Source organism: Ruegeria sp. CG8 (genome assembly GCF_056537165.1).
On sequence record NZ_JBQFRA010000002.1, the window covers coordinates 344,506 to 369,523 of the forward strand.

Annotated in this window: 28 protein-coding genes; 14 read left to right on the forward strand and 14 right to left on the reverse strand. The window is 59.6% G+C overall.

The genetic code is table 11. The annotated features are described in order from the left end of the window. Positions 1–31: 31 nt before the first annotated feature. The 5 genes from ACR0EF_RS07665 to fabD all read right to left on the reverse strand — a co-directional run bounded on the left by ACR0EF_RS07665 (position 32) and on the right by fabD (position 3,738). Positions 32–775, reverse strand: a complete 744-nt coding sequence (locus ACR0EF_RS07665) for a 1-(5-phosphoribosyl)-5-[(5-phosphoribosylamino)methylideneamino]imidazole-4-carboxamide isomerase (protein WP_170363221.1) — start codon at positions 773–775, stop codon at positions 32–34. Positions 776–898: 123 nt separating this feature from the next. Continuing rightward, positions 899–1,438 carry a GNAT family N-acetyltransferase gene (locus ACR0EF_RS07670; protein WP_170370670.1) on the reverse strand — a complete coding sequence of 180 codons (540 nt, stop codon included), beginning with the start codon at positions 1,436–1,438 and terminating at the stop codon, positions 899–901. A gap of 138 nt (positions 1,439–1,576) precedes the next feature. Beyond that, complete coding sequence (locus tag ACR0EF_RS07675) at positions 1,577–1,810, reverse strand: acyl carrier protein (RefSeq protein ID WP_005982462.1); 234 nt, start codon at positions 1,808–1,810, stop codon at positions 1,577–1,579. 210 nt (positions 1,811–2,020) lie between these two features. Further along, complete coding sequence (gene fabG / locus ACR0EF_RS07680; protein ID WP_170370671.1) at positions 2,021–2,758, reverse strand: 3-oxoacyl-[acyl-carrier-protein] reductase; 738 nt, start codon at positions 2,756–2,758, stop codon at positions 2,021–2,023. Between the two features lie 41 nt (positions 2,759–2,799). Further along, positions 2,800–3,738, reverse strand: a complete 939-nt coding sequence (fabD, locus tag ACR0EF_RS07685; RefSeq protein ID WP_170370672.1) for an ACP S-malonyltransferase — start codon at positions 3,736–3,738, stop codon at positions 2,800–2,802. 172 nt (positions 3,739–3,910) lie between these two features. Here fabD and ACR0EF_RS07690 point away from each other — a divergent pair, with 172 nt between their 5' ends. After that, a complete protein-coding gene (locus ACR0EF_RS07690) occupies positions 3,911–5,140 on the forward strand; it encodes a cytochrome b/b6 domain-containing protein (protein ID WP_170338562.1) in 1,230 nt (409 codons plus the stop codon). 66 nt (positions 5,141–5,206) lie between these two features. On the opposite strand, the gene ACR0EF_RS07695 is transcribed toward ACR0EF_RS07690, so the two are convergent. Beyond that, the gene (locus ACR0EF_RS07695) at positions 5,207–5,779 is read right to left on the reverse strand and encodes a YceI family protein (RefSeq protein WP_093962996.1); all 573 of its coding nucleotides are present in this window, start codon (positions 5,777–5,779) and stop codon (positions 5,207–5,209) included. Positions 5,780–5,906: 127 nt separating this feature from the next. Continuing rightward, a complete protein-coding gene (locus tag ACR0EF_RS07700; protein WP_254430700.1) occupies positions 5,907–6,416 on the reverse strand; it encodes a hypothetical protein in 510 nt (169 codons plus the stop codon). A gap of 280 nt (positions 6,417–6,696) precedes the next feature. Between ACR0EF_RS07700 and rpsF the strand changes: the two genes are divergently transcribed. The 6 genes from rpsF (at position 6,697) to ACR0EF_RS07730 (ending at position 10,458) form a co-directional block, all read left to right on the forward strand. Further along, positions 6,697–7,050, forward strand: a complete 354-nt coding sequence (gene rpsF, locus ACR0EF_RS07705; RefSeq protein WP_093962413.1) for a 30S ribosomal protein S6 — start codon at positions 6,697–6,699, stop codon at positions 7,048–7,050. A gap of 28 nt (positions 7,051–7,078) precedes the next feature. Continuing rightward, a complete protein-coding gene (gene rpsR, locus ACR0EF_RS07710; RefSeq protein WP_005608650.1) occupies positions 7,079–7,306 on the forward strand; it encodes a 30S ribosomal protein S18 in 228 nt (75 codons plus the stop codon). Between the two features lie 12 nt (positions 7,307–7,318). Further along, positions 7,319–7,939, forward strand: coding sequence for a 50S ribosomal protein L9 (gene rplI, locus ACR0EF_RS07715; RefSeq protein ID WP_093962414.1), 621 nt, complete (start codon positions 7,319–7,321; stop codon positions 7,937–7,939). 149 nt (positions 7,940–8,088) lie between these two features. Next, positions 8,089–8,571 carry a lytic transglycosylase domain-containing protein gene (locus tag ACR0EF_RS07720; RefSeq protein ID WP_170372326.1) on the forward strand — a complete coding sequence of 161 codons (483 nt, stop codon included), beginning with the start codon at positions 8,089–8,091 and terminating at the stop codon, positions 8,569–8,571. 226 nt (positions 8,572–8,797) lie between these two features. Beyond that, the gene (locus ACR0EF_RS07725; RefSeq protein WP_170338055.1) at positions 8,798–9,499 is read left to right on the forward strand and encodes a helix-turn-helix transcriptional regulator; all 702 of its coding nucleotides are present in this window, start codon (positions 8,798–8,800) and stop codon (positions 9,497–9,499) included. 95 nt (positions 9,500–9,594) lie between these two features. Beyond that, positions 9,595–10,458, forward strand: a complete 864-nt coding sequence (locus tag ACR0EF_RS07730; RefSeq protein WP_170358734.1) for an acyl-homoserine-lactone synthase — start codon at positions 9,595–9,597, stop codon at positions 10,456–10,458. 226 nt (positions 10,459–10,684) lie between these two features. On the opposite strand, the gene tig is transcribed toward ACR0EF_RS07730, so the two are convergent. The 3 genes from tig to ACR0EF_RS07745 all read right to left on the reverse strand — a co-directional run bounded on the left by tig (position 10,685) and on the right by ACR0EF_RS07745 (position 15,225). Beyond that, entirely contained in the window at positions 10,685–12,016 is a 1,332-nt protein-coding gene (tig, locus tag ACR0EF_RS07735) for a trigger factor (RefSeq protein WP_170340026.1), read from the reverse strand. 186 nt (positions 12,017–12,202) lie between these two features. Next, positions 12,203–13,324, reverse strand: coding sequence for a porin (locus tag ACR0EF_RS07740; RefSeq protein ID WP_093962418.1), 1,122 nt, complete (start codon positions 13,322–13,324; stop codon positions 12,203–12,205). Positions 13,325–13,632: 308 nt separating this feature from the next. Beyond that, on the reverse strand, positions 13,633–15,225 hold the full coding sequence (locus tag ACR0EF_RS07745; protein ID WP_170372324.1) for an NAD(P)H-hydrate dehydratase: 1,593 nt from the start codon (positions 15,223–15,225) through the stop codon (positions 13,633–13,635). A 169-nt stretch (positions 15,226–15,394) separates the two neighbouring features. On the opposite strand from ACR0EF_RS07745, the gene ACR0EF_RS07750 reads away from it, so the two are divergent. The 5 genes from ACR0EF_RS07750 (at position 15,395) to ACR0EF_RS07770 (ending at position 20,068) form a co-directional block, all read left to right on the forward strand. Then, the gene (locus ACR0EF_RS07750) at positions 15,395–15,733 is read left to right on the forward strand and encodes a P-II family nitrogen regulator (protein WP_093962420.1); all 339 of its coding nucleotides are present in this window, start codon (positions 15,395–15,397) and stop codon (positions 15,731–15,733) included. A 31-nt stretch (positions 15,734–15,764) separates the two neighbouring features. Further along, positions 15,765–17,171: a type I glutamate--ammonia ligase gene (glnA, locus tag ACR0EF_RS07755; RefSeq protein ID WP_093962421.1), complete on the forward strand. Its 1,407-nt coding sequence runs from the start codon at positions 15,765–15,767 to the stop codon at positions 17,169–17,171. Positions 17,172–17,313: 142 nt separating this feature from the next. Then, positions 17,314–18,150, forward strand: coding sequence for an amino acid ABC transporter substrate-binding protein (locus ACR0EF_RS07760; RefSeq protein WP_170372322.1), 837 nt, complete (start codon positions 17,314–17,316; stop codon positions 18,148–18,150). Positions 18,151–18,166: 16 nt separating this feature from the next. Then, complete coding sequence (locus ACR0EF_RS07765; protein WP_170372320.1) at positions 18,167–18,961, forward strand: lytic murein transglycosylase; 795 nt, start codon at positions 18,167–18,169, stop codon at positions 18,959–18,961. A gap of 198 nt (positions 18,962–19,159) precedes the next feature. Continuing rightward, entirely contained in the window at positions 19,160–20,068 is a 909-nt protein-coding gene (locus ACR0EF_RS07770) for a hypothetical protein (RefSeq protein ID WP_315901652.1), read from the forward strand. A 37-nt stretch (positions 20,069–20,105) separates the two neighbouring features. On the opposite strand, the gene ACR0EF_RS07775 is transcribed toward ACR0EF_RS07770, so the two are convergent. Beyond that, positions 20,106–20,849 carry a heme-dependent oxidative N-demethylase family protein gene (locus ACR0EF_RS07775; protein WP_170372318.1) on the reverse strand — a complete coding sequence of 248 codons (744 nt, stop codon included), beginning with the start codon at positions 20,847–20,849 and terminating at the stop codon, positions 20,106–20,108. Positions 20,850–20,972: 123 nt separating this feature from the next. On the opposite strand from ACR0EF_RS07775, the gene dddP reads away from it, so the two are divergent. Further along, the gene (gene dddP, locus ACR0EF_RS07780) at positions 20,973–22,316 is read left to right on the forward strand and encodes a dimethylsulfonioproprionate lyase DddP (RefSeq protein ID WP_170372316.1); all 1,344 of its coding nucleotides are present in this window, start codon (positions 20,973–20,975) and stop codon (positions 22,314–22,316) included. Positions 22,317–22,319: 3 nt separating this feature from the next. Here the strand turns inward: dddP and ACR0EF_RS07785 are convergent, their stop codons facing one another. After that, positions 22,320–22,514 carry a hypothetical protein gene (locus ACR0EF_RS07785; RefSeq protein ID WP_170370681.1) on the reverse strand — a complete coding sequence of 65 codons (195 nt, stop codon included), beginning with the start codon at positions 22,512–22,514 and terminating at the stop codon, positions 22,320–22,322. A gap of 237 nt (positions 22,515–22,751) precedes the next feature. Here ACR0EF_RS07785 and ACR0EF_RS07790 point away from each other — a divergent pair, with 237 nt between their 5' ends. After that, positions 22,752–23,990 (forward strand): bifunctional alpha/beta hydrolase/OsmC family protein, encoded by a 1,239-nt coding sequence (locus tag ACR0EF_RS07790; RefSeq protein WP_170372314.1) that lies wholly within the window; start codon positions 22,752–22,754, stop codon positions 23,988–23,990. Positions 23,991–24,012: 22 nt separating this feature from the next. Here ACR0EF_RS07790 and ACR0EF_RS07795 read toward each other — a convergent pair whose 3' ends face one another. Both ACR0EF_RS07795 and ACR0EF_RS07800 read right to left on the reverse strand, forming a co-directional pair. After that, a complete protein-coding gene (locus tag ACR0EF_RS07795) occupies positions 24,013–24,372 on the reverse strand; it encodes a hypothetical protein (RefSeq protein ID WP_170372312.1) in 360 nt (119 codons plus the stop codon). Between the two features lie 10 nt (positions 24,373–24,382). Next, positions 24,383–24,937, reverse strand: coding sequence for a hypothetical protein (locus ACR0EF_RS07800; RefSeq protein WP_254428878.1), 555 nt, complete (start codon positions 24,935–24,937; stop codon positions 24,383–24,385). Positions 24,938–25,018: the final 81 nt, after the last annotated feature.

Genomic DNA, 25,018 nt, shown 5'->3' on the forward strand with positions numbered 1-25,018 from the left:
GTCAGGGGCGGCTCGGACGGATCAGGCTGCGTTACTGGAACTGTGCCACTGGTTCATGGGCGGTTTTGGCCACTGCCAATGCCTCGGACAGGTCGACCGTCTTGCGGAACAGCGCCCGTCCGACCAACGCACCCGAGATATTGGGAATATACGCCAGACGCGAGATGTCGTCGCTGCTGCGCACGACGCCGCTGGCGATCACCGGTGTGCGCGAATGCGCGGCCAGCCCCGAAATCAGGCCCAGCTGCGCCTCGACGTCCACCATGTCGCTATCGATATCGGTGACCAGAATGGCAGCCAGTGGCGCATCGGCAAACGCTTCGATGAAAGCCTCCGGGGTGAACGCGCTTTGGGTGCGCCAGCCGTCCGTCATCACGTAGCCCTGCCACACGTCCACGGCCAACACGATCTGGTCTGGGTATAGCTTGGCCAACTCTTTGAACAGATGAGGATCACGCGCCGCCAGGGTGCCGATCACGATGCGGCCCGCCCCTTTGTCGATCCAACGCTCGACCTGCTCGCGCGAGCGGAACCCGCCCGCCAGTTGGACAGGCAGCTCGGCGCTGCGGATGATCTGTTCGACCAGCGCAGAGTTCGTGTCCCGCCCCTCGATCGCATCGAAATCGGTCAGGTGCATCCACTCGGCACCTGCGGCGGCCCAGCCTTGGGCCGTTTCCACCGGATCGACATGCCAGATCATCGGTTCGTCCAGACGGCCCTTGTCCAGCGTGACACAGCGGCCGTTCTGCAATTCCATTGTAGGATAAACCCTCATGAGCACACTCCTCCGCTCAATCGTTCCGGATATCCACAATAGCATACTGGTCGCGCGCAGGTTCGCGTTTCTCAGTTTCGGCAAACGACGATCCGTTTGCGTCACCGCGAAAAAAGAAGCGTTTCAATTCCGGGCCGGAGGGCCGTCGCGTCGAAACAGTTTCACCGGGCTGTCCCGATACTCTGTCTCGCGCAACAATTCATATCCAAGCTTGGCCGCCAACTTTTGCGAGGCCTCATGATCCGCGTCAATCATCGACACCAAGGGCCCGGGCATGATCCGGTCGAACCAGTCATGCGCGGCCTGAACGGCTTCGTGCCCGTATCCCAGGCCATGCGCCTCGGGCGCCAACACCCAACCGGCCTCGGGGAAGGTGTCGAAATCTTCGCCCAGACAGCGGTTGCCATAAAAGAACCCGGCCTGACCTATCAATTTGCGATTCGCCTGCAAGAACACGGCCCATTGCCCGAATCCAGCCATCTGCCAGTGTCCCGCATTGCGCAGGAACGCGTCCCACGCCTCGCCACGGGTACGGGGTTTGCCGCCGATATGACGCACCACGCAGGGGTCGCGCCAAATCTCCGCGAACCTTTCAAAGTCCTCGGGACGCATTGCGCACATCATCAGGCGCGCGGTGTTGATCATCGGGGCGGATCTTTTCATGCCCTTACCCGGTGTTTTGTTGCCTCATCGCAAACAGTGCAAACCGATTTTCCACGAGGCAAGCGGGAATTCGAGCGGGCAAAAAAAAACGGCGCTTCCGTTGCCCGGAAGCGCCGTTTTCGGTCAAATTCAAAGCGATCAGGAAGCTTCGCTGATGAACTTCACGGCGTCGCCGAAGGTTTGGATGGTCTCGGCTGCATCATCGGGGATCTCGATGCCGAACTCTTCTTCGAAAGCCATGACCAGCTCAACGGTGTCCAGGCTGTCCGCGCCCAGATCGTCGATGAAGGACGCGTTCTCGGTGACTTTGTCCTCTTCAACACCCAGGTGCTCAACAACGATCTTTTTAACGCGATCTGCGACGTCGCTCATGTCTATTCCTCATTCCATTTCAGGGCGGTCTGCCCGGTTCTGCCCTTGCCCGCTCGGGGTGGCCTTGGTTTGCCCGATCCGGGCGGTTTGGGTCCCGGGTCTCCGGGAAAGTAGAAGGCCGACCTGAACGACCGGCCCCTGATTACATGCGCCGCCTATAGCACAGACGACGCAAGAGGCAAACGCTTTCGCATCTGCCCCTGGCTGCGCCTACAACATGGCCATGCCGCCGTTCACATGCAAGGTGGTTCCGGTAACATAGCCCGCTTCGGGGCTTGCAAGGTACAGAACGGCCGCCGCAATTTCAGATGGCTCGCCCATCCGACCGGCGGGAACTTGCGTCAGGATGCCGGATTTCTGCTCATCGGTCAGCTTGTCGGTCATCGCGGTCGTAATGAAACCCGGCGCGACGGCATTGGCGGTGATGCCACGGCTCGCGACCTCGTAGGCCAGCGACTTGGTCATGCCGACCATGCCCGCCTTGGACGCGGCATAGTTCACCTGACCCGGGTTGCCGGTTGCACCAACAACGGACGAGATGTTGATGATGCGGCCCCAGCGCGCCTTCATCATGCCCCGCAGAACGCCCTTGCACAGCTTGGCGGTAGCGGTCAGGTTCACGTCGATCACGCTCTGCCATTCCTCGTCGGACATGCGCATGAAGATGTTGTCGCGGGTGATGCCTGCATTGTTGACCAGAATATCAACGGACCCCATGGCATCGGCGGCCTGTTTCGGCAACGCGGCCACGGCCTCGGGATCACTCAGATTGCACGGCAGGACATGAGCGCGCTCGCCCAGTTCATCCGCCAGCTTTTGCAGCGGTTCGACGCGCGTGCCGGACAGACCAACAGTAGCCCCTGCGGCGTGCAAGGTGCGTGCAATCTCGCCTCCGATCCCGCCCGAAGCCCCGGTGATAAGGGCGCATTTTCCAGTCAAATCAAACATACCGGTATCCTTTTCGAGTGTCCTGTCGGACCAGCTTTGAGTTAATCGCCTGCCTGCAGCGCTTTTTGAACGTCTTCCGGCGTACCAACGGCGGAGCAGGCCACGGCTCGGTCGATCTTGCGGATCATGCCCGACAGAGCCTTACCCGCACCGATCTCCCACGCTTCGGTCACACCCTGCGCCACCATGTACTGAACGGATTCGCGCCACCGGACCGAACCGGTGACCTGTTCGACCAGCAATTGCCGGATCAGGTCGGGATCGGTCACCGCCTCGGCGCGGACATTGGCAACCAGTGGAACCGCCGGCGCCTTGATTTCGACACCCGCCAGAGCTTCGGCCATCACGTCGGCGGCAGGCTGCATCAGGGCACAATGGAACGGAGCGCTGACCGGCAGCATCACGGCGCGCTTCGCGCCCTTTTCCTTGGCGATTTCAGCGGCGCGTTCAACGGCGGCTTTGGAACCCGAAACCACGACCTGCGTAGGGTCATTGTCATTGGCAGCCTGGCACACCTCGCCCTGAGCGGCCTCTTCGGCCACGGCGCGAACGGCGTCGAGGTCCAGTCCCAGGATCGCGGCCATCGCGCCCTCGCCCACTGGAACGGCGCTCTGCATGGCTTGACCGCGAGTGCGTAGCAGGCGGGCCGTATCGGCCACGCTCAGCGCGCCGGCTGCGGCAAGGGCCGAGTATTCGCCCAGCGAATGACCGGCCACGAAGGCGGCCCGTGTCACATCGACCCCATCGGCCTCAAGCGCGCGCATCGCCGCCATCGATGTGGCCATCAACGCCGGCTGCGCGTTCTGCGTCAAAGTCAGGGTCTCGATATCGCCATCCCAGATCAGGCTGCTGAGGCTTTCGCCCAGCGCTTCGTCCACCTCGTCAAACACGGCCTTGGCGGCCGGAAAAGCGTCGGCCAGCGCCTTGCCCATGCCGATGGTCTGGGCGCCCTGCCCCGGAAAAACGAACGCAAGTGTCATTGCAACCTCTTGGATGACGTTAGGTTGCGCCGGGGTGTAAACCGAGTGAGGGTCCGGCACAAGCACTGCCTGCACTCTGCGTGACGGCACCGGGTCTGTGCGCCACACGCTATTGTCTATGTGCGTCACACGGTTACCTTGGCCACAGCAGAAAACCCGGAGCGCAAGATCAATGTCCCTAACCAACACCAATGTCAGCTATGGCAGCGTGACCAAGACATTCCACTGGCTGACCGCATTGTTGATCTTCACCGCCTTGCCGTTGGGGTGGTTCGCCAACAACCTCGCCCATGCAATCTATGACCCGACCATCCCCACCACCGAGGCCGATCTTGCCCAAGCCGCACGGCTGTTTTCCCTGCACAAAACCGTTGGGATCACCGTCTTCTTCGTTGCGCTGGCACGCATTCTCTGGTCGCTCACCCAAACCAAGCCCGGACTGCTGAACGCCGACAACAAGCCCGAGGCCTTTGCGGCTGAAACGGTCCATTGGCTGCTGTACGGGTCCTTGGTTCTGGTTCCTCTGTCGGGTTGGATCGACCACGCTGCTACCGAAGGCTTCGCGCCCATCCTTTGGCCATTTGGGCAGAACCTGCCACTGGTGCCGAAGTCCGAGCATCTGGCCGAGGTGATGGCAACGCTGCACTGGCTTTTCATGCTGGTTCTCGTCGCAGCTTTGGCCCTGCACATCGCCGGAGCATTGAAACACCACGTCATCGACAAGGACAGCACCCTGCGGCGAATGTTGCCCGGGGCGTCCGCTGCGCCGGTTCCGCCGGAACAGAAGCACTCGATGATTCCCGCCGCAGCTGCTGGGCTTGTATGGGTTGGCGTTCTGTCAGCCGGCCTGCTGACCGGCAGTTTTTCAGACAAGCCTGATGCCGAGGTTGCAACGGCCGAGTTGGCGGCCGTTCAATCGGATTGGCAGGTGGAAGAAGGCACGCTTGCCATCACGATCACACAACTGGGCAACCCGGTTACCGGTCAGTTTTCAGACTGGACCGCCGCAATCACCTTTGACGACCCCGTCGAACCCGGTCCGGCCGGGTCGGTAGAGGTCACGGTCTCCATCGGATCTTTGAGCCTGGGTACCGTGACCGATCAGGCCATGGGGGCTGATTTCTTCGACAAGGCGCAATTCCCGACGGCCAAGTTCGATGCCGAGATCTACAAAACCGAAACGGGGTATGAAGCAAGGGGACCGCTGACCATCCGCGATCAAACACTGGACGTTGTATTGCCCTTCTCTTTGGACATCCAAGGCGAGACTGCCAAAATGTCCGGCACGGTGGACCTCAACCGCCTCGACTTCGGGGTTGGCCAATCGATGCCGAAAGAGGATTCGCTGGCCTTCGCCGTCACCGTTTCGGTCGAGTTGACGGCAACACGCAACGCTCAGTAAGCCGACGACACGAAAAAACCGCCGGGGCATCGGCCACCGGCGGTTTCTCTATTGCTGAAGTCCGGCTCAGTCGGCCTTCTGCGCCTCGATCGAAATCGCGATGGCAACTTCGTCTCCGACGAAAGGCGCGAACTTGCCCAGTTCAAAATCGCTGCGTACCAGGGTGGTGGTGGCATCGAACCCGGCCCAAGGCTTGCCCGCCATCGGATGCTCGCCGACCTGATTCAGCTTGGCGTCCAGAACCACTGGCTTGGTCACACCATTCAAGGTCAGGTCCCCGGTGATCTTTGCGGTGTTCTCACCCGTCACCTCGATCGAGGTCGAGGTAAATGTCACCATTTCCTCGGCGGTCGCCGCGAAGAAATCTTCGGACATGAAATGATCTTCACGGGGCTTCCAGCCGGTGATCATCTCGACCACGGGCATCGAAACCGTCACGCTCGACGCTGCAGGATCTTCCTGATCAAACATGATTTCGCCCTCGAAACCCGAGAACATGCCGGTGGTGGTCGAAAAGCCAAGATGGTTGTAGCTGAAAACAACCTGGCTGTGGCTCGGGTCCAGAACGTATTTTTCCGGGGCCGCGATGGCCGAGGTCGCCGCCGTGGCAAGTGCTGCTGCAATAAGGGTGGATTTCATGACAATCTCCGAAAGTTTTCAAAGCGCAAACCGGTTGGGTTGCTCCAAAACAAAGATGTGCCGCCCATGGGCGGCACACAACCTTCATTCTCTCACAAATTCTGTTCCTCAATGAACAGAATAAAATTCAGGCGAAAATTGTTACGCTTCCGCTGAGTTGCCCTTTCAGCGCTCGGCTGACATCCGCCGATTCCAGCGGCAGCTTCATCAGAAGGCTGCCATCGACTTCAAAGAGTTCAACCTGGTCGTCCACGAACCGGGCTCCGCCCAAAGTATCGTAGCTGCGGCGCAGTACGGTCTGCGGACGCCCGTTTTCGTTCTTCTGCAGCACCCGAACCTCGCGGCGGATCGGGTCGAAATATGCGTCGGGGCGCGGATCCAGAACCTCGATGGTCAGCAGGCTCACCCCGAGGATCAGGAACATCAGAGACGCGGCCAGCTTGATGGTCCAGACGTCGGCCCCGATGACCGAACCCGGCATCAGCCACATCGAAAAGGCCGATACGATCAGAAATGCACCCAGCACACGGAACAGGACCAACCGGGCCTTCCAATTCGGTGCAAAGGAAATAAGCACGGGCACGGATTTGTCGTATGCTGCGCCGGCTGCGGACTGTTGAAATGTGTTCGTGTTCATGACGGCCATCGCTTTTGCCCTGTCCAAGTTTCTTGAGACCCCCCGGGTAACGCCGGGCTTGCAAACAACCTCAAGCCGAAAAGCGTCAGGATTTGGGCAGCCCAAAGGTAATTGGGCGGCGTGAGAAAGGCATTCATGGCAGGGCTTGCCCCCCATCCAGAAACGTGTATACGGGGCCATCCTTCGCAATACGCATGAACCGCGCAGCCTCTCGTGGCAGGGTCGCGAAGGGTTGCTGGCCCCGCCTATGAAATGCGCCTTGATATAAACAGGAGTGAACATGCCACTGTATGAGCATGTAATGATCGCGCGTCAGGATCTGTCCAACGCGCAGGCCGAGGGCCTGATCGAACACTTTGGCACCGTACTGGCTGACAACGGCGGCAAGATCGTCGACAGCGAGTACTGGGGCGTCAAAACGATGGCCTACAAGATCAACAAAAACCGCAAGGGCCACTATGCCTTCCTGAAGACCGACGCACCGTCGGGCGCCGTTCAGGAAATGGAGCGCCTGATGCGCCTGCATGAAGACGTGATGCGCGTTCTGACCATCAAGGTCGACGAACATCCCGAGGGCCCCTCGGTCCAGATGCAGAAGCGCGATGAGCGCGATGGCCGCCGCGAGCGCCGTTGATCAACGCCTGAGGAAAGGACACCAAACCATGGCCGCAAAACCGTTTTTCCGCCGCCGCAAGGTCTGCCCGTTCTCGGGCGAGAACGCGCCGAAGATCGACTACAAAGACACCCGTCTGCTGCAGCGCTATATTTCCGAGCGTGGCAAGATCGTGCCTTCGCGCATCACCGCCGTTTCGGCAAAGAAGCAGCGTGAACTGGCCCGCGCCATCAAGCGCGCCCGCTTCCTCGCCCTGCTGCCCTACGCCGTGAAGTAAGGAGAGACTGATATGCAAGTTATCCTTCTGGAACGCGTTGCGAAACTGGGTCAGATGGGCGATGTCGTCGACGTCAAGCCCGGCTACGCCCGCAATTTCCTGCTGCCGCAAGGCAAAGCGCTGAGCGCGTCCGAGGCCAACATCGCCTCGTTCGAAGCCCAGAAAGCACAGCTGGAAGCCCGCAACCTGGAAACCAAGAAAGAAGCTGAAGCTCTGGCTGAAAAGCTGGACGGTCAGCAGTTCATCGTGATTCGCTCGGCATCGGACGCTGGCGCGCTGTATGGCTCGGTCACCCCGCGTGACGCAGCCGATGCCGCAACCGCTGCTGGCTTCACCGTTGACAAGAAGCAGGTCGTTCTGGTCTCGCCGATCAAAGAGCTGGGTCTGCACACGGTTTCCGTCAAGCTGCACCCCGAAGTCGAGGTCGAAATCAAACTGAACGTTGCCCGCTCGGAAGAAGAAGCCGAACTTCAGGCATCGGGCAAGTCGATCCAGGAACTGGCCGCTGAAGAAGAGGCTGCCGCAGATTTTGAAATCGCGGAGCTGTTCGACGACATCGGCTCGGCCGCTTCGGAAGACGAAGAATTGGTTGCCGCCGATGCTTCGACCGAAGAAGACGAACCCAAAGCCTGATCCAATCAGGTCTGTTGATCTTAAAGGCCGCGCTGCATTGCGCGGCCTTTTTCTTTTTACTGGCAATTTTTGGCCGCCGCAGCGCGCCGGACTTGCGACCCGGGGCCACTTTCGTATCATCCAGCCGCGTAACAACCCGGAGAAGTTGCATGGCAAAGGTCCTGCGTCGAATATTGCTTTCAGTGCTTCTGGCTGCCCCGATTGCCGCCTGCAGCGACCCGTCTGGCAAAGCGACGAAGGAACAGGCATTCGAGCCGCCGCTCTACCCAAACGAAACGCCCGAATTGCGCGAGTCGATCAACAAATGGGCTGATCACTATGAACTGCCGCGGGAACTGGTCCACAAGTTGGCAATCCGCGAAAGCACGCATCGCCCCTGGGCGACAAACCGGCCATATTACGGCCTGCTGCAGATCCTTCCCGCCACCGCTCGTTCGATGGGCTACAAGGGCGACGCCAAGGGGCTTCTGGATGCGGATACCAATCTGGAATATGCGGGCAAGTATCTTCGCGGGGCCTGGATGCTGGCCGACGGCGACCAGCAGCGCGCGATCTTCCTCTATGCAAAGGGGTACTACCCCGAAGCCAAGGCTCGCGGAATGCTGGTTGAAACCGGCTTGCGGTCCGAATAGCGTGAAAGGGGCAATCGACACCGGTCTAGACAGTGTTAAATTTGACCGAGAATACCTCACAGGATGAAATAATCCGGAGGTTGTCTGTTGCCATTAGCACTCAATAACTCCATGTGATATGTACAAATGGGTTGCGCAATCTGTTCAGATTGACGCAACGTAGGCTGTGATAGGGACAGATACGGCATTTTTCGGGGGAAATGCCGATGGGACAAAGGTTGGACGAGTGAAACTTATTGACTTGGCCACAATTGATCATGATGAACGGTCGGCTTACGACATCATCAATTCTGTCTGCAACGAACTCGGGTTCGACTATGCCTCCTATGCGACGACCCATCCCGTGAATGGTGACGTCCAAGGTTACGCGAACTACCCGGACGAGTGGAAGATCCACTACGCCACGCAAGGCTACCATCACCTTGATCCCACCCTGTACCAGTCGGCGCTCAGCATCGCGCCGGTGGACTGGGGCCGCTTCAATCACGACGACAAATTCAACGCGGTGTTCCGTGACGCTCATGATTTCGGGATCACCGACCGTGGCCTGACGGTTCCGGTTCGGGGGCCTTATGGCGAAACTGGCTTGCTCAGCGTGACCAAGGATTGCACGGACGAGGAATGGAAAAAGCTAAAAAAGCACGTGATGGGCGACCTGCAAATGGCCGCGGTTCACGCACATGACACCGTCATGCAATCTGGCCTTCTGGCCAAGGCGCTATACCTTCCGACCCTATCCTCGCGCGAAAAAGAAATCCTGCAATGGGTCGCCGAGGGCAAGTCCCAGCAGGATATCGGGGACATTCTGTGCATTTCGCACCGGACGGTCGAGGTACACATGCGTTCCGGGCGAGAGAAACTGGGCGCACTAACGACCGCCCAGGCGATCGGCCGTGCCATTGGTCTGGGGTTAATTTACCCCGGTTAACAATTAAGGCAGAAAAATACGGGATATCCCCAATAGTCTTGTTTCGAAACTTGGTTAATCTGCTCCTTACGGTAACCAAACTGTAGGGGGATGGAATGATCATCGTTATTGATGGCATCAACCAGCATAAGTTCAAAGACGTCTTGGATGAGATGTTCAAGCTGCGAGCACGCGTGTTCGGGGATCGCTTGGGCTGGGAAGTGAACATCCAGGACGGGCGCGAATTCGATCAATTCGACTCGCTCAATCCTGCACACGTGGTCAGCATCAACGACGAGGGGGACGTCGTTGGGTGCATGCGCCTCTTGCAGACGACCGGCCCGCACATGCTGGCCGATGTGTTCAGCTCGATCCTTGATGACGAGCCGCCAATCCGCAGCGCCCAAGTCTGGGAAGCCACGCGGTTCTGTGTTGACACGAAAAGGCTCGGCCGGGGACGTGGCAAGAATTCCGTATCCTACGTGACCAGTGAGGTCATGATTGGGTCATTCGAATACGCCCAGGAAGCTGGCGTGCTCGACTCGGTCGCGGTCATTGATCCGGTTATGAACCGGGTGTTGCAACGGTCCGGAAATGCTCCGTACGACTATGTCGGAACGGCCAAGCCGATGGGCAAAGTGGTCGCAATGGCCGCCCTGATGGATTGTTCGGACGAGCGTATCCAATCGATCCGCGAGTATTCGAGCATCGACTACGACGTGTTCCTGACCGACGATCAGGCGCTCGAACTGTTCAATTCGGGTCAGCAAGCCAAGCTTGCACAGGCCGGTGCCGCCAATCTTGACCACCAGCCACTGACCGATCTTGAGAAATACTTCGTCGAGCAGATGCACGCTGCGACGACGAAAGAAGAAGTCCAGGCCGTACTCAAATTGATCGAGAGCCTGTCGGACCGCTTCACCCCAGAGCAGAAAACCGCTCTGTTGCAAACCCCCCGTGCTTTTGCTCATGAGGCCTGACCCCCTCACCTCATAAGTCCAAAAGCCACCCATGCGGAGCCGTCCCATTCCAGGCGGCTCCGCTCTAATTTTTGCAACCGATCCGCCGCTGACGCCATACGTTCCGGTTCTCGGCGGCAACAAAAAAGGCCCTCCGCAGAGGGCCTGTTTTCATTTCATTCTGTCCGGACAATCGCCGTTTGACCGGCCGGGTGCGGCGGCACCCGGACCGACCTGAAAACGCGGCTTATTCCTCTTCGAGGGCTTCGATTGCCTTCTGCAGCTCTTCCTTGCTGACTTCCTTTTCGGTCACTTTGGCCAGCTCGACCACGTAGTCTACAACCTTGTCCTCAAAGATCGGCGCGCGCAGCTGCTGCTGCATCTGAGCGTTCTGCTGAACGAACTCGAAGAACTGACGCTCCTGACCCGGGTACTGGCGAGCCTGGTTCATGATCGCCTGGGTCATCTCGGCGTCGGTGACTTCGACTTCAGCCTTCTGGCCCAGCTCGGCCAGCAACAGGCCCAGACGCACGCGGCGCTCAGCCAGTTTGTTGTGCTCTTCGGTCGGCTCGATCTCATCGTGGTTGTGATCGGTCACCTCGGGGTTTTCTTCGTGCCACAGCTGATGTGCGATCTGCTTGGCTTCGGCTTCGACCAGGGTCGGCGGCAGGTCGAACGACACTTTCTCGTCCAGCGCGTCCAGCAGAGCGCGCTTCATCACCGCGCGCGACGCACCCGCGTACTCAGCTTCCAGACGCTCGGCAATCTGTGCCTTCAAAGCAGCCAGATCCTCAGCGCCAAACTTCTGTGCCAGTTCGTCGTTGATCTCGGCGGCAACAGGTTCCTTTACCTCTTTGATGGTGCAGGTAAACACGGCCTCTTTGCCGGCCAGGTGCTCGGCACCGTATTCTTCGGGGAAGGTAACGGTGACGTCTTTGACTTCCTCGGCCTTCACACCAACCAGCTGATCCTCGAAACCGGGGATGAAGCTGTTCGAGCCCAGCACCAGCGGGTAATCCTCGGCCGAACCGCCTTCGAAGGCCTCGCCGTCAACCTTGCCGACGAAATCGATGACGACCTGATCGCCTTCCTTCGCCTTTGATCCCTTGCGGCGGGCTTTGAAATCCTGAGCGGTTTCAGCCAGGTTCTGCAGGGCTTCTTCCACGGCTGCGTCGTCCGCCTTGACGACCAGCTTTTCCAGCTCGACCGATTTCAGATCAACTTCGGGGATTTCCGGCAGGGCTTCATAGGACATTTCGACGTGAACGTCGTCGCCTTCTTTCCAGTCTTCGTTGGTCATTTTGACCTGAGGCTGAAGCGCCGGACGATCACCACTGTCTTCGAAGTGCTTGTTCATCGCACCATCGATGGTTTCCTGCATTGCTTCGCCCAACAGGCGCTGGCCAAACTGCTTTTTCAGCAGTGCCATGGGAACCTTGCCCTTGCGGAAGCCTTTCATCTCGATTTCCGGCTGAGCTTCGATCAGTTTCTCATTGACCTTCTCGTCCAGCTCGGCGGCGGTGACAACGATGTTGTAGCCGCGTTTCAGACCCTCGTTCAGCGTCTCGGTAACCTGCATTCTGGTAGTCCCCATAGGATTCGGGGCGCGCAAAACGGGCGCGCCGGGCAAATTTGACGCCTTCTATTTGCCTAGCCGCCGAAGGGCAAGGGGCTAGGTGCCAGATTGGCCTTGTTTTGCCACCCTGCCCCACAAAAAACGCCCCGGACAGAGCCGGGGCGCCATGAATTCACAACAACAACTGGATCAGAACTTCCAGCGGGCCCCCAGGACCCAAGCTTCGTTCTTGTCAAACGACGTTCCGTCGTTGAAGTCGTGGTTGCGATATTTCAGGTAGGCATCGGTGTTGATGCTGTCGATGCGCTGCACCACTGCGATACCCCAGGACTCGGTGCTGGACCCGTCCGTGTTGAAATCGGAACCATCATAGTAGTCGATGCCGATACCGGTCTTGCCCCAGGACACCCAATTATCCTCGTAGGCGATCTTGGTGTACCAGAAGTTGGGATCGCTTTCGCCCGACACGTTGTTTCGGGTACCGGCAGCAGCGGTGAAGCTGAAGCCGCTGGGCAGCAGTACCGACGCCGAGCCGATCGTGTCTTCACGGTCGCCGGAACCATCGTCGAAATCACGCACTGCATAGGCCACGCTTGCCGCGAACTCGACTCCACCGGCAAAGGTGTTGTTGTAGTTCAGAGCAACGTCGTAATAGTCGTCGTCATCACTGCTGGACAGGATGTTCTGACCATAGGCGAAGCTTGCCGAAAAGCCGCTGAAATCCGGCGTGTCATACCGCACGCGGCCACGACGCGCGCCGTCAAAGTTGCTGCTGGAGTCGCCAACGGTGATGTCGCTGAGGGTTCCGTCGGTTCCGCGGTAGAAGAAGCCCGAGTTTTCATCGTTGGTGAACGAATACAGCGCGGTGCCGACATAAGACAGGTCAGTTTCCGCGGCACCGTCAGACGCCATGCTGCCCTGACCGGCCGAGAATTTACCCCAACCACCTTTCAGCGCAAAATCCACGTGACGAATGTCTTCCCGGGTCCAGCCGCTGAAATCGGTACCCAGCTGGTTCCACTCACTGGAGTTCGGCAGACCCAGCGCGGTTTCAAAGCGGAAGGTGAATTCGTTCTGGCCAAACGGCTGCATCAGGCTCAGGCCGACGCGGCTGTTGGACAGGTCGTTGTCCAGCAGGCGGGTATCGGTCTCTTGGCCGTCGTCAACCGAAATGATTGCAGGGTTGAACTGCCCATATAGCAGAACATAGCCACCGCTGTTGTTCTCGTATTTCAGCTCTGCCGCGGCGGGGATGGCCGTGGTGGCCGCAAGAACAGCGGCGACTGAGGAGAGTTTGATATTCAATGTCATAGCACTCACCATGAAAGGTTCGGGTTTCAGGTACTGCCCAGATGTTCAGTGGAACTGTCCGGTTCCAGAGGCCCCTACGCCATTCAGCTCGATCATTGCAAATCCGCCACAAAGACAGAGTGGCAGCAAAGCAAAATTTCCTTGTTATCAATATTTTAACAACAAACGCTTGCAGGCTTCAGACGGCCCGCAAGAGAATTCTGCCATCCGGCCATGCGTTTGGCAAACACTCGCTATGCATTTGCGCAGTCTTGACAGCAAAATCCTGCCGATATTCTAGCCTTGCGCCTTGGGAACACGCAAGAACTTCATATCTGAAGACGTTTGAGCACACCGGGCAGTTGCTCGGGAAGGTCTTCCGCGATCAATCCCGGGCCAAAAGCGCGCGCGCATTCCACGTGAAGCCAGACGGCGGTTTCGGCGGCATTCAGCGGGTGCAATCCACGTGCCAGCAGCCCGGTCAAAAAACCCGCCAACACGTCGCCCGCTCCTGCGGTCGCCAGCCACGGCGCGGCCCGATCATAGTGGGCTGAATGGATCGAGCACCGACCGTCCGGACCCGCAATCACAGTGTCCGGTCCCTTCAAAAGTACCACGCAACCTGCCCTGCCGGCCGCCTCGCGCACGGCATCAACCTTTGAGAAAGCTGGTCCATCCTTGGGGTGCAAGGCAAGCTTGGCCGAGATATCGGGGAACAGACGGGCGAATTCACCGCCGTGAGGTGTCAGGACGCAGTTTTGATGCAGGATCTTCATCAGTGACGCCGGATCCTCGGCAAATGCCGAAAGAGCGTCGGCATCCAGCACGGTTGCCCTTCCGGACTCCAATGCCACGGGGACCAGCGATCGGGCCCTGTCCAGGCCCAATCCGGGCCCGAGGCACAGCGCGTTCAGGCGTTGGTCCCGCAATGCAATGGCCAGCCCATCCGCGCCTTCGATCTGCTCAATCATGACCGCGGTGACTTGGCTGGCGACTTCCTGCAATGCGGCGGGAGGGACACCCAGCGTGATAAGACCAGCACCTACGCGCAACGCTCCGCGCGCAGCCAATCGCGCAGCGCCTGTTTTTCCAGTTTCGCCCGTCAGGATCAGCGCATGACCGTGACCGTATTTGTGATCGAAAGCCGATTTCTGCAGATCAGGCAGGTTTTCCGGGTCCAGCAACACGCTCGGCCGGCCATCTGGTGTTTCTTCAACTGACAGAGCCGGCAGACCGATATCGACAACGGACACCCTACCACAGCATTCTGGTCCCTCGGCCAGATAATGGCCCGGCTTTGCGGTATGAAACGTCACCGTCAGGTTGGCCGAAGCGGCGCAATCTTCGGGGGCAAATCCCTCTGACACCAAACGTCGACCACTGTCCGCACATAGGCCGCTGGGAATGTCCACACAAACGACACGTGGGTAACCAACTTCCGACTGTGACGCTTTCCACTGGCCCAATTTACAGATTGTCCGTGGCAGCCCGGCTACCGGTCTCGTCAGCCCGGTTCCGAACAAGGCATCTACCGCCAGAACAGTATCCGAACGGGCCGCGGCGTAGGCATCAAGCGCGTCATCGGACAGCGCATGGCACGAACCCATCGCGCACCAGCGCTCATAATTCGACCGCGCGTCTGCAGGCAACTTCTCGGGGTCGCCCAACAGGAAGAGGTCCACGACCCACCCCCACTCTTTCAGAATGCGCGCAACTACAAAACCGTCGCCGCCGTTGTTGCCCGGCCCGCACAACACAACGGCCCGCCCTGACCCCGCCGCCAGGTCAGGCCAGGTTTCAAAGACGGCCTCGACCACCCCGCGGCCTGCGCTCTCCATCAGCTCAAGGCCGGTGACAAACCCGGATTCGATTGCGGCGCGTTCAGCCGCCCTCATCTGGGACGAAGTCAGCAGTTTTGGCATCCGAAACCCTCGCACGATTCAAATCTGATTACTTTTTGTGCAACTTGCCTAAAAATTGGCCCGCCGCCCAGAATCCCTTCACCAGCAGACGGTCAATTCGGCAATCGCATTGCCGCCCGATCTTAGACGTGATCACTGCCATTCTGACAACCATGCGAGGTGAGCCCGGATGAAAAAGATCGAAGCGATCATCAAGCCGTTCAAATTGGACGAAGTGAAAGAGGCCCTGCAGGACGTTGGTGTCCAGGGCCTCAGCGTGATCGAAGTCAAGGGCTTCGGACGCCAGAAAGGACACACCGAACTGTACCGCGGCGCGGAATATGTGGTGGACTTTCTGCCCAAGGTCAAAGTCGAGGTCGTTCTGGATGCCGATCAGGTCGATGCGGCCATCGAAGCCATCGTGTCGGCCGCCAAGACCGACAAGATCGGGGACGGCAAGATCTTTGTCTCGTCCGTTGAACAAGCCATTCGCATCCGGACCGGCGAGACCGGCTCGGACGCGCTGTAAAACCAATTCTGCAATCTAGAGGAACATAGTAATGAGCAAGGACGCAGTTCTTCAGCTGATCAAAGACGAGGGTGCCGAGTATGTCGACATCCGCTTCACCGATCCGCGTGGCAAGCTTCAGCACGTGACCGTCATGGCCGACCAGGTCGACGAAGACTTCCTTGAGGAAGGCTTCATGTTCGACGGTTCGTCCATCGCCGGCTGGAAGTCGATCGAAGCATCGGACATGAAACTGATGCCCGATACCGAAAGCGCTTATGTCGATCCCTTCTATGCGGAAAAGACTATCTGCCTGCACTGCTCGGTCGTGGAACCCGATACCGGCGAAGCCTATGAGCGTGACCCTCGCGGCACCGCGCAGAAGGCCGAAGCCTACCTGAAGTCTTCGGGCGTTGGCGACGTGGCTTACATGGGCCCCGAGGCCGAGTTCTTCCTGTTCGACGACGTGCGCTTCTCGAACAGCATCAACAAGGTATCCTACGAAGTTGATGCAACCGATGCGTCCTGGAACACCGACACCGAATACGAGATGGGCAACATGGGCCATCGTCCGGGCGTCAAGGGCGGCTACTTCCCGGTCAACCCGATCGACGAGGCACAGGACCTGCGTTCGGAAATGCTGTCGACCATGAAGCGTCTGGGCATGAAGGTCGACAAGCACCACCACGAAGTGGCCTCGTGCCAGCACGAGCTGGGCCTGATCTTCGACAGCCTGACCAAGCAGGCCGACGAGCTGCAGAAATACAAGTACGTCATCCACAACGTCGCGCACGCCTACGGCAAGTCGGCCACTTTCATGCCGAAGCCGATCGCAGGCGACAATGGCACCGGTATGCACGTCAACATGTCGATCTGGAAGGACGGCAAGCCGCTGTTTGCAGGCGACAAATATGCCGATCTGTCGGACGAAGCCCTGTGGTTCATTGGCGGTATCCTCAAGCACGCCAAGACCCTGAACGCTTTCACCAACCCGTCGACCAACAGCTACAAGCGCCTGATCCCGGGCTTCGAAGCCCCCGTTCTGCGCGCCTACTCGGCCCGCAACCGTTCGGGTTGCGTCCGTATCCCGTGGACTGAATCGCCGAAGGCCAAGCGCGTCGAGGCCCGCTTCCCCGATCCGTCGGCAAACCCCTACCTGGCGTTTGCGGCACTGCTGATGGCCGGCCTGGACGGCATCAAGAACAAGATCGATCCGGGCGAAGCCATGGACAAGAACCTGTACGATCTGCCCGCCGAAGAACTGGCCGGTATCCCGACCGTCTGCGGCAGCCTGCGCGAGGCGCTGGAATGTCTGGCGGCCGATCACGACTTCCTGCTGCAGGGCGACGTGTTCACCAAAGACCAGATCGACGGCTACATCGCACTGAAGATGGAAGAGGTCGAAACCTACGAGCACACTCCGCACCCGGTCGAATACGGCATGTACTACAGCTGCTGACCCCGGTCGGAAGTCCAATCAAAAGACCTTGGGGGCGTCCTGTCGGACGCCCCTTTTCAGTGGTGCAAGGCCCCGATATTTCCCTTTGTGACAGGCGCCTTTGCCGCTAGGCTGAAGATCAATTCAATTATCAGGATTTTTCATGCGCCTTCTCGCCCTGACCCTCTCTGCTGCACTTCTTGTTTCAGGCGCTGCGGCGCAGACGATCGACCGGATCAAAGAAACCCGCGAAATCCGATTTGGGTTTCGGACAGATGCCGCCCCGCTTTCTTACATCAACGACCAGGAGCGACCCGACGGGTTGTCCGTGATGGTCTGCGATCAGGTTGCCCGAGCCATCGCCAGCCGACTGGGTGCGGATGACCTCACCGCACAGTTCATTCCGGTGCAGTCGGATACACGCTTTGACATGGTCGCCTCTGGCCAGATCGACCTGTTGTGCGGCGCGGCGACAATCACCCTGTCGCGGCGGGAAACCGTTGATTTCTCGATCCCGATCTTTGTAGACGGAACATCCGTTTTGCTGCCGATAGATGCGGAAGTCACGATGGCGTCGCTTTCCGGCAAGAAAGTCGGCATGCGCAGCAGCACGACCACCGAAGAAGCCGTGTTCAACTCGTTCGGATCAGCGGGGATCGAGGCAAAGCTCGTTCGGTTCGCCTCTCATCCCGACGGTATCAAGGCTTTGAGGGACGGAGAGATCGACGCCTATTTCGCCGACCAATCCATTCTTTTGGTCAACTATTTGGCAGCCGGATTGAAGGACGACTTCAAAATCTCGCAGGAGATTCTGACGATTGAAAAACAGGGCCTGGCCCTTGCACGCGGCGATGATGACTTTCGCCTGATGGTCGATGAGATCCTGTCGCAGATGTATGCCCAAGGCACGATGGAGGAAATCTTTCGCAACGCGCTGCCCGGGATTGAACCCAGCGAGGCCCTGAAAGCCCTGTACGTTATCGCACCCACCCTGCCCTGATTTCCAGGAGGTCCCCATGCGCCTTACGGCCCTGTCCGTTTTTATTGCACTGAGTGCACCCATGGCGGCGCAGTCCGCTCCCTGCGGGAACACAGGCGCTGGTTTTGAAGCCTGGAAGGCCGATTTTGCCAAGCAGGCGCGCAAAGCCGGAGTAAAGAAAAAAGGGCTGCAGGCTCTGGCGCAAACCCAATACGCCACGCGAACCATCGCCGCGGATCGGGGGCAGAAAAGCTTCAAATACTCCCTCGACAAGTTCATGAAGGTTCGAGGGGCGGATACGATCGTGGCCCAGGGCCGCAAGCGCAAAGCCAGAAACCCGGAATTCTACGCGGCGCTGGAGCGTCAGTACGGTGTCCCGGCCGGCGTTCTGATTGCCATTCACGGCATGGAAACCGGGTTCGGAAACTTCATGGGCGACAGCCAGGTTGTTTCCGCAATCACAACATTGGCCTACGATTGTCGCCGATCCGACTTCTTTGTTCCCCATGCCATCGGAGCGCTGAAACTGGTCGATCAGGGGGCGATCACGGTGGCAACAAAAGGGGCAAAACATGGCGAGTTGGGCCACACCCAGTTTCTGCCCGGCAATGCTCTGACCTATGGCGTGGACGCCACAGGTGACGGGCGCGTGGACTTCTACAACATGACGGATGCGTTGGCCTCAACCGCAAATTTTCTTCGGCAGAAAGGGTGGAAACCCGGCCGGGGCTATCAACCCGGCGAACCGAATTTTGCGGTGATCCAGCAATGGAATGCCGCATCGGTTTACCAAAAATCAATTGCGATCATGGCCGCTCGAATCGACAACTGAGGCTTTGTCAGCAACCTGACCGCCGCACTCAATTCCGCCACATTGCTGCCACAGTGTCGGGCGGAAAGCTCTAATTTCTTGGTTTCCAAAGCGTAATCAATCGTCGCAAAAATTCATTTTTTTGCAATATGGTCAAAATTTAACCCTCATCACCAACTAGAGTGTTGGTTCAGTATTCGTACGGCAGAGGGCAAGACTGTGACCACGAAGCACAGATACCACGGTGGCCTGCAATTCAACGGCGACACGAACGGCGCGTTGGAGCGGTTCGGCCATATCGTGGTGGCAACTCTTGAGGACTACGGGCATCTTGTGGAACGCAAGACCCTGCTGAGCCAGACCGAGGCAACCATCGTGTCCAGCCAGTACCTTGTTCGTTTGACCCTCGAGTCCGAACCCAGGGAGACCAGCGACCGCTATGGGCGTCTGGACCGTACGGTTGGTCTGAAGACCATGGTGCGCCCATCGGCTGCACGACCGCGCAACCGATTGGTGATCTCGGTCTCGCCTGTTTCCGGCCTGGTGGATGACCCCGAGATCTCCGAGTTGATGCTTGTCGTCATGCTGTATCGGATGGTCGACATCTGCTCGACGCAACGAGTGGAATGGCTGTCGCCGAAAACCGTTTTGACGATCGAACAGTTCATGGGCGCGTTTGACTCGTTGATGCCACGCAAGCAGCGGAACCGCCGCGAGGCGTTCGAGGCGGTCAGCGGACCTTTCGCGGGCCTTGAGCCCGCTGCAACTGATGACCAGGAGGCCGTCAAATCGCCGGCAAAGCCGCCGCGCCCGATTCAATTGACCGATGAGCAATTGCTCAGCATCGCCTTCCGTTCCGACGAGGCCGACGCACCCGTTTCCGATGCACCGGCCGCGACGGATGGCGATGAAGACCGGCCCAGTGACGCGTTGCGACTGACCAGCTGGGCCCTGACCGGTGCCGTGGCCAGCCTGTCGGCGCCGATCGCTCTGTCGATGGCCGCTGTGAACCTCATCCGGGGCGAAGACTTTCGCCTGAACACTCAGGTCCTGGCCTATACGGTCGCCATCGTGTCGCTGAACTCAAGTGGCGCCTTTGCCGATGTCGCCAATGCGATCGGACTGTAACTGAATTACCAGAAGACCCTCCTTGGAGGCCCCGCCATCAGGCGGGGTTTTCCATTTCTGGCAGGTGCTCGACCGGCACGACATAGGTGTGGATCGAGAACACCACGGCCCGTGTCTCGGGCAACCGCAAAAGCGTTTGCCGCTCGCTGCGCAGATACCGGGTGGTACCACGGTCACGGATCTCGCGCGGGGCGCTGGCGCTGCGGGGCTGGTGCAACTCGGGGTCGTCGTACCACAGCGCGTTGAAGCGCCACAAAGGCCGGTCGACCTGAATCCCGTCGAACAGGCGCTGAACCCGGCGCGCGATGTTGGGGTCATAGCTGTCGACCGGCTCGTGAATGGCAATCAGCGGGCGCATGAATTTCTCGGACAGACGCCAGCTGGCGGGAAAGCACAGGATGGCACCGGTCAGTACATGCTCGTCGCCCTGTTTCTGCAGGATGCAGAAATCCTCCTGCGCCAGAAGGCAAAGCGTATCCAAAGGGGTGTCGCGGTCAATCGGCACAGCGACCCCGTCCGGGCGCTGCGCGGTGTCGGTCGCCTCGGGATAGGCCTGCGCCAAGACCAGATCCAGCAGTTCGACGGCGGCCGGGTGCGCCTGCGCGTCCAGCGCCAGAACGTCGCCCCGGCGGGTTTCAAGCAGTTGTTGGCGGTGGCGCATCTGCGCGGCAAAGGCATCATCGCGATGCAGCCAGTCCTCCATCGTGGTCGGCGCGATCCCCGGCAGCGGGCGCTGTTGGGTCGGATCGTAGGGCAGTGTCTGTTGCAGAATGACTGTCATGGCGTTGGGTTAGCACTCAAAACAGGCCATGTCGGTCAAAAAGCGACTGGCAAATCGTCGCAATTCACCCAGACGGGGCCGCCCTGCCCCGTCAGGCTGAACCGGCAAGCAGGGAGGCGCGCCGTGAACCACCACTACCGAGACACCCGCAAGATCGACCCCAGCCGCGGCGCGACGCTGGGCGACGGCACGCCGAACGACAATGACCGGATCGAGATCGGCCCCACCCAACTTGCATTCAACGAATGGGCCGCCGCCGGTTTGCAGTTGCCCAACCTGGACCGGATGCGCGAATATCGCTGGAAGCGGTTGACCCAGGCGATCGTCGATCGGGGCTATGGCGGGCTGCTGATGTTCGACCCGCTCAACATCCGCTATGCGACCGACAGCACCAACATGCAGCTGTGGAACACGCACAACCCGTTCCGGGCGGTGCTGCTGTGCGCCGATGGCTACATGGTGATCTGGGACTACAAGAACTCGCCCTTCCTGTCGAAATTCAACCCGCTGGTGCGTGAGCAGCGCTCGGGCGCGGACCTGTTCTATTTCGACCGGGGCGACAAGGTGGACGTACAGGCGGACGTGTTCGCCAACGAGGTGCGCGGGCTGATGCAGGACCACGCCCCCGGCCACACCCGGCTGGCGGTGGACAAGATCATGCTGCACGGCCTCCGCGCGCTCGAGGCGCAGGGTTTCGAGATCATGGAGGGCGAAGAGGTCACCGAAAAGACCCGCGCCATCAAGGGCCCTGACGAGATCCTGGCCATGCGCTGCGCCAGCCACGCCTGTGAAACCGCCGTGGCCGAGATGGAGAAGTTCGCCCGCGCCCATGTGGGCGACGGCAAGACCTCCGAAGATGACATCTGGGCCGTTCTGCACGCCGAGAACATCAAGCGCGGCGGCGAGTGGATCGAAACCCGTCTGCTGGCCTCAGGCCAGCGTACCAACCCGTGGTTTCAGGAATGCGGGCCGCGGATTACTCAGAAGAATGAAATCATCGCCTTTGATACCGATCTGATCGGCAGCTACGGCATTTGCGTCGACATCTCGCGCACCTGGTGGATCGGGGATGAAAAACCCCGCCCCGACATGATCTATGCCATGCAGCACGCGCACGAGCACATCATGACCAACATGGAGATGCTGAAGCCCGGCGTGATGATCCCCGACCTGACCGCCAACTGCCACAGGCTGGACGACAAGTTCCAAGCACAGAAGTACGGCTGCCTGATGCATGGCGTGGGCCTGTGCGACGAATGGCCGTTGGTGGCTTATCCCGACAAGGCAGTGTCAGGCTCATATGATTATCCGCTGGAACCGGGCATGGTGCTGTGCGTCGAGGCCGCCGTGGGCGAAGTCGGCGGCGACTTCTCGATCAAGCTGGAAGATCAGGTTCTGATTACCGAAGACGGCTTTGAGAACCTGACCCGCTATCCGTTCGATTCCGCGCTTATGGGGCTCGACTAGGCCTCAATCCGCCCAGTGAGAGCGACGCACATTTCCGTGCCAATCCTCAAGCACCGGCTCTGCCGATGCGCCCGGCGAAAACGTGTCTTGGGGCCAGTGCAGTCCGGCGGCAAATCCGATGGCCGTGGCCAGAAAAACGGCAACCGCCTTACCGACCTGTGCAACTTCGAAATGCGCTGCGTCTGTCGAATGTGTCATCTCCGCGCTCCTTGATCTTTTGGTTTCGGTTAGGCCGAACATGGGAGCTTCTGAATCATTATCAAAACCAATTGTTGTTCGCCTAGACTTCACAAATTGTGATCAACGCCCTGACAAAGGGTGGCTCACGATCACCGCCTGCGCCCTCACCTTCCCGTGACGGTCCTGTCACAAGGGTTGAGACTGCACTGCCTTGTTCACAGTATTGCGCCTAGCATCACAGCCTGAGGACCCGACATGCCCACAGAACGCGTCACATTTTCCGGTCACGATGGTGGCAAGCTGGCTGCTCGGCTGGATCTCCCCGATGGTCCGGTGCTGGCAACTGCGCTTTTTGCGCATTGCTTTACCTGCTCCAAGGACATTCCCGCGGCCCGGCGCATCAGCGCGCGGCTGGCCGCGATGGGATTTGCCGTTCTGCGGTTCGACTTCACCGGGCTGGGCCATTCCGAAGGCGAGTTCGCCAACACGACGTTCAGTTCGAACGTTGAGGATCTGATCGCCGCTGCGCAGTTTCTTGCGGGTCGGAACATGGCGCCTGACCTGCTTGTCGGGCATTCTTTGGGCGGGGCTGCGGTCTTACGGGCGCGGGCCGGTATACCCTCGGTAAAGGCGGTGGTCACGATCGGCGCCCCGGCCGATCCCGGCCATGTGGCTCATCACTTTGAAGACGCGCGGGGCCAGATCGAACAGGATGGCAGCGCCGAAGTTCTGCTGGGTGGGCGCCCCATCCGCATCGGCCGAGAGTTTGTGCGCGACATCTCTGAATCCGAACTGACGCCCTCGATCGCCGAGTTGAAGGCCGCGCTGCTGATCCTGCACGCGCCGCGTGACGAAACAGTCAGCATCGACAATGCCAGCACGATCTTTCTGGCCGCCAAGCACCCTAAAAGCTTTGTAACGCTGGACGACGCAGACCACCTGATCACCCGTCCAAAGGATGCAGAATACGCCGCGGACGTCATCGCGGCCTGGGTATCGCGCTATGTCCCGCTGTCGCCGCCCGCCCCGCCGCCGGGCGCGCCCGAAGGCGTGGTGCGCGTGACCGAAGTGGACCCGGGCGGATTTCTTCAGGACATTCAATCAGGTCCCAGCCATCATGCCGTGGCGGATGAGCCGGCCTCTTACGGCGGGACCGATCGCGGCATGTCGCCTTATGGCTTCGTTTCTGCCGGGCTTGGGGCGTGCACTTCGATGACCATCCGAATGTATGCGCGACGCAAGCAATGGCCCCTGACCGGGATCAGCGTGGATGTCTGTCACAACAAGGTGCACGCGCAGGACGCGGGGTTGGCGGGGGATGGAAAGGTCGACCAGTTCCGCCGCAAGATCCGACTGGACGGACCGCTGGACAATGACCAGCGGACCAAGCTTCATGAGATTGCCGACAAATGCCCGGTGCACCGCACGCTTGAAAATTCGGCGCATATCACCACCGAACTGCTGCCGCCGGAACCTGTTGCGGCTCCGGCGTGAACCGATATCCGGTCCGGATGGCCTATCGCCGAGGCGCAGGCCTGTGGATCGGGGGCCGTGCCGCTGGTGGGCGGGCCACGGGCGGTCGAGGACGCGCCGGCGGCTTGGCGATCGGAGGTTTGGGCCGCGCAGGCGGTTTCGCAATTGGCGGCTTGGGTTTGGGCGGCGGTTTTCCACCCGGCGGTTTGCCTGGCGGCGGAGGGCGGTCCACGTCTATGTCGACATTCACGTTGCGGTAATAGTCGTTCCACAGCATCGAGTCATAGAACGGGTCGTATCCGTATCCTACGCCGACCGTGACGCCTTCACAGCCCGAGAGGGTGAATCCCCCGGCCCCAAGCGTCAGAACGATGACGGATCGCTTCAAAAATGTTCCTGCCATTGTCACGCCCTCACTGTACTGACCGGAATGACGCGAAGATGGCATTCAGATCCTCGACATAGCCAGGATCTGCACCGTCGCGCAGGATGGTCACCACAACCGCAACACGGTTGCGCGGCAGGTCGATCACCGTCGCGGTGAAGTTGATCCCGCGCCCGTCACGGGTGCCGGTGCCGCGAATGACCCGGGCCGGCAAACCGCCGATGCGCATGTTCGCATCACTTGTCACCTCTGGGTTTTTGACCAGAAACTTGTCGACATCCTGCAAGTAACGGACCCCGTCCTCGATGCTGGCAACGCCGAACGGCGACACGAATCCGATCCAGACCGAGTCATCTGTGACCGGGCGCGCAGCCATCACCCGGCTTACGGACCGGGTATCGCCCAGTTGTGTATCCTCGAGATCGCGTGGGCCGCCCGTGCGCAGCATCCAGAAATCCGGGACATCGAACTGAAACAGCGCACGCCCCCCTTCGGTGTAGGTGACCGGCGTATCGCTCAGCCCCGCACCTGCCATCCCGACCCAAAAAGCCGCGCCGATGGCAAAAAGGTTTTTCTTAAACAAGCTGATATCTCTATTTGTTGGTGTCATCGTCCCGAGGATGAGCGATGCAACCCGCGCTTGTCCAGTTTTTAAAGAGTTTTG

Excerpts from the sequence above, each read along its gene's own strand:
- ACR0EF_RS07665 (WP_170363221.1), bottom strand. The coding sequence starts at position 775 with ATGAGGGTTTATCCTACAATGGAATTGCAGAACGGCCGCTGTGTCACG.
- ACR0EF_RS07670 (WP_170370670.1), bottom strand. The coding sequence starts at position 1,438 with ATGAAAAGATCCGCCCCGATGATCAACACCGCGCGCCTGATGATGTGC.
- ACR0EF_RS07675 (WP_005982462.1), bottom strand. The coding sequence starts at position 1,810 with ATGAGCGACGTCGCAGATCGCGTTAAAAAGATCGTTGTTGAGCACCTG.
- fabG (WP_170370671.1), bottom strand. The coding sequence starts at position 2,758 with ATGTTTGATTTGACTGGAAAATGCGCCCTTATCACCGGGGCTTCGGGC.
- fabD (WP_170370672.1), bottom strand. The coding sequence starts at position 3,738 with ATGACACTTGCGTTCGTTTTTCCGGGGCAGGGCGCCCAGACCATCGGC.
- ACR0EF_RS07690 (WP_170338562.1), top strand. The coding sequence starts at position 3,911 with ATGTCCCTAACCAACACCAATGTCAGCTATGGCAGCGTGACCAAGACA.
- ACR0EF_RS07695 (WP_093962996.1), bottom strand. The coding sequence starts at position 5,779 with ATGAAATCCACCCTTATTGCAGCAGCACTTGCCACGGCGGCGACCTCG.
- ACR0EF_RS07700 (WP_254430700.1), bottom strand. The coding sequence starts at position 6,416 with ATGAACACGAACACATTTCAACAGTCCGCAGCCGGCGCAGCATACGAC.
- rpsF (WP_093962413.1), top strand. The coding sequence starts at position 6,697 with ATGCCACTGTATGAGCATGTAATGATCGCGCGTCAGGATCTGTCCAAC.
- rpsR (WP_005608650.1), top strand. The coding sequence starts at position 7,079 with ATGGCCGCAAAACCGTTTTTCCGCCGCCGCAAGGTCTGCCCGTTCTCG.
- rplI (WP_093962414.1), top strand. The coding sequence starts at position 7,319 with ATGCAAGTTATCCTTCTGGAACGCGTTGCGAAACTGGGTCAGATGGGC.
- ACR0EF_RS07720 (WP_170372326.1), top strand. The coding sequence starts at position 8,089 with ATGGCAAAGGTCCTGCGTCGAATATTGCTTTCAGTGCTTCTGGCTGCC.
- ACR0EF_RS07730 (WP_170358734.1), top strand. The coding sequence starts at position 9,595 with ATGATCATCGTTATTGATGGCATCAACCAGCATAAGTTCAAAGACGTC.
- tig (WP_170340026.1), bottom strand. The coding sequence starts at position 12,016 with ATGCAGGTTACCGAGACGCTGAACGAGGGTCTGAAACGCGGCTACAAC.
- ACR0EF_RS07740 (WP_093962418.1), bottom strand. The coding sequence starts at position 13,324 with ATGACATTGAATATCAAACTCTCCTCAGTCGCCGCTGTTCTTGCGGCC.
- ACR0EF_RS07745 (WP_170372324.1), bottom strand. The coding sequence starts at position 15,225 with ATGCCAAAACTGCTGACTTCGTCCCAGATGAGGGCGGCTGAACGCGCC.
- ACR0EF_RS07750 (WP_093962420.1), top strand. The coding sequence starts at position 15,395 with ATGAAAAAGATCGAAGCGATCATCAAGCCGTTCAAATTGGACGAAGTG.
- glnA (WP_093962421.1), top strand. The coding sequence starts at position 15,765 with ATGAGCAAGGACGCAGTTCTTCAGCTGATCAAAGACGAGGGTGCCGAG.
- ACR0EF_RS07760 (WP_170372322.1), top strand. The coding sequence starts at position 17,314 with ATGCGCCTTCTCGCCCTGACCCTCTCTGCTGCACTTCTTGTTTCAGGC.
- ACR0EF_RS07765 (WP_170372320.1), top strand. The coding sequence starts at position 18,167 with ATGCGCCTTACGGCCCTGTCCGTTTTTATTGCACTGAGTGCACCCATG.
- ACR0EF_RS07775 (WP_170372318.1), bottom strand. The coding sequence starts at position 20,849 with ATGACAGTCATTCTGCAACAGACACTGCCCTACGATCCGACCCAACAG.
- ACR0EF_RS07785 (WP_170370681.1), bottom strand. The coding sequence starts at position 22,514 with ATGACACATTCGACAGACGCAGCGCATTTCGAAGTTGCACAGGTCGGT.
- ACR0EF_RS07790 (WP_170372314.1), top strand. The coding sequence starts at position 22,752 with ATGCCCACAGAACGCGTCACATTTTCCGGTCACGATGGTGGCAAGCTG.
- ACR0EF_RS07795 (WP_170372312.1), bottom strand. The coding sequence starts at position 24,372 with ATGGCAGGAACATTTTTGAAGCGATCCGTCATCGTTCTGACGCTTGGG.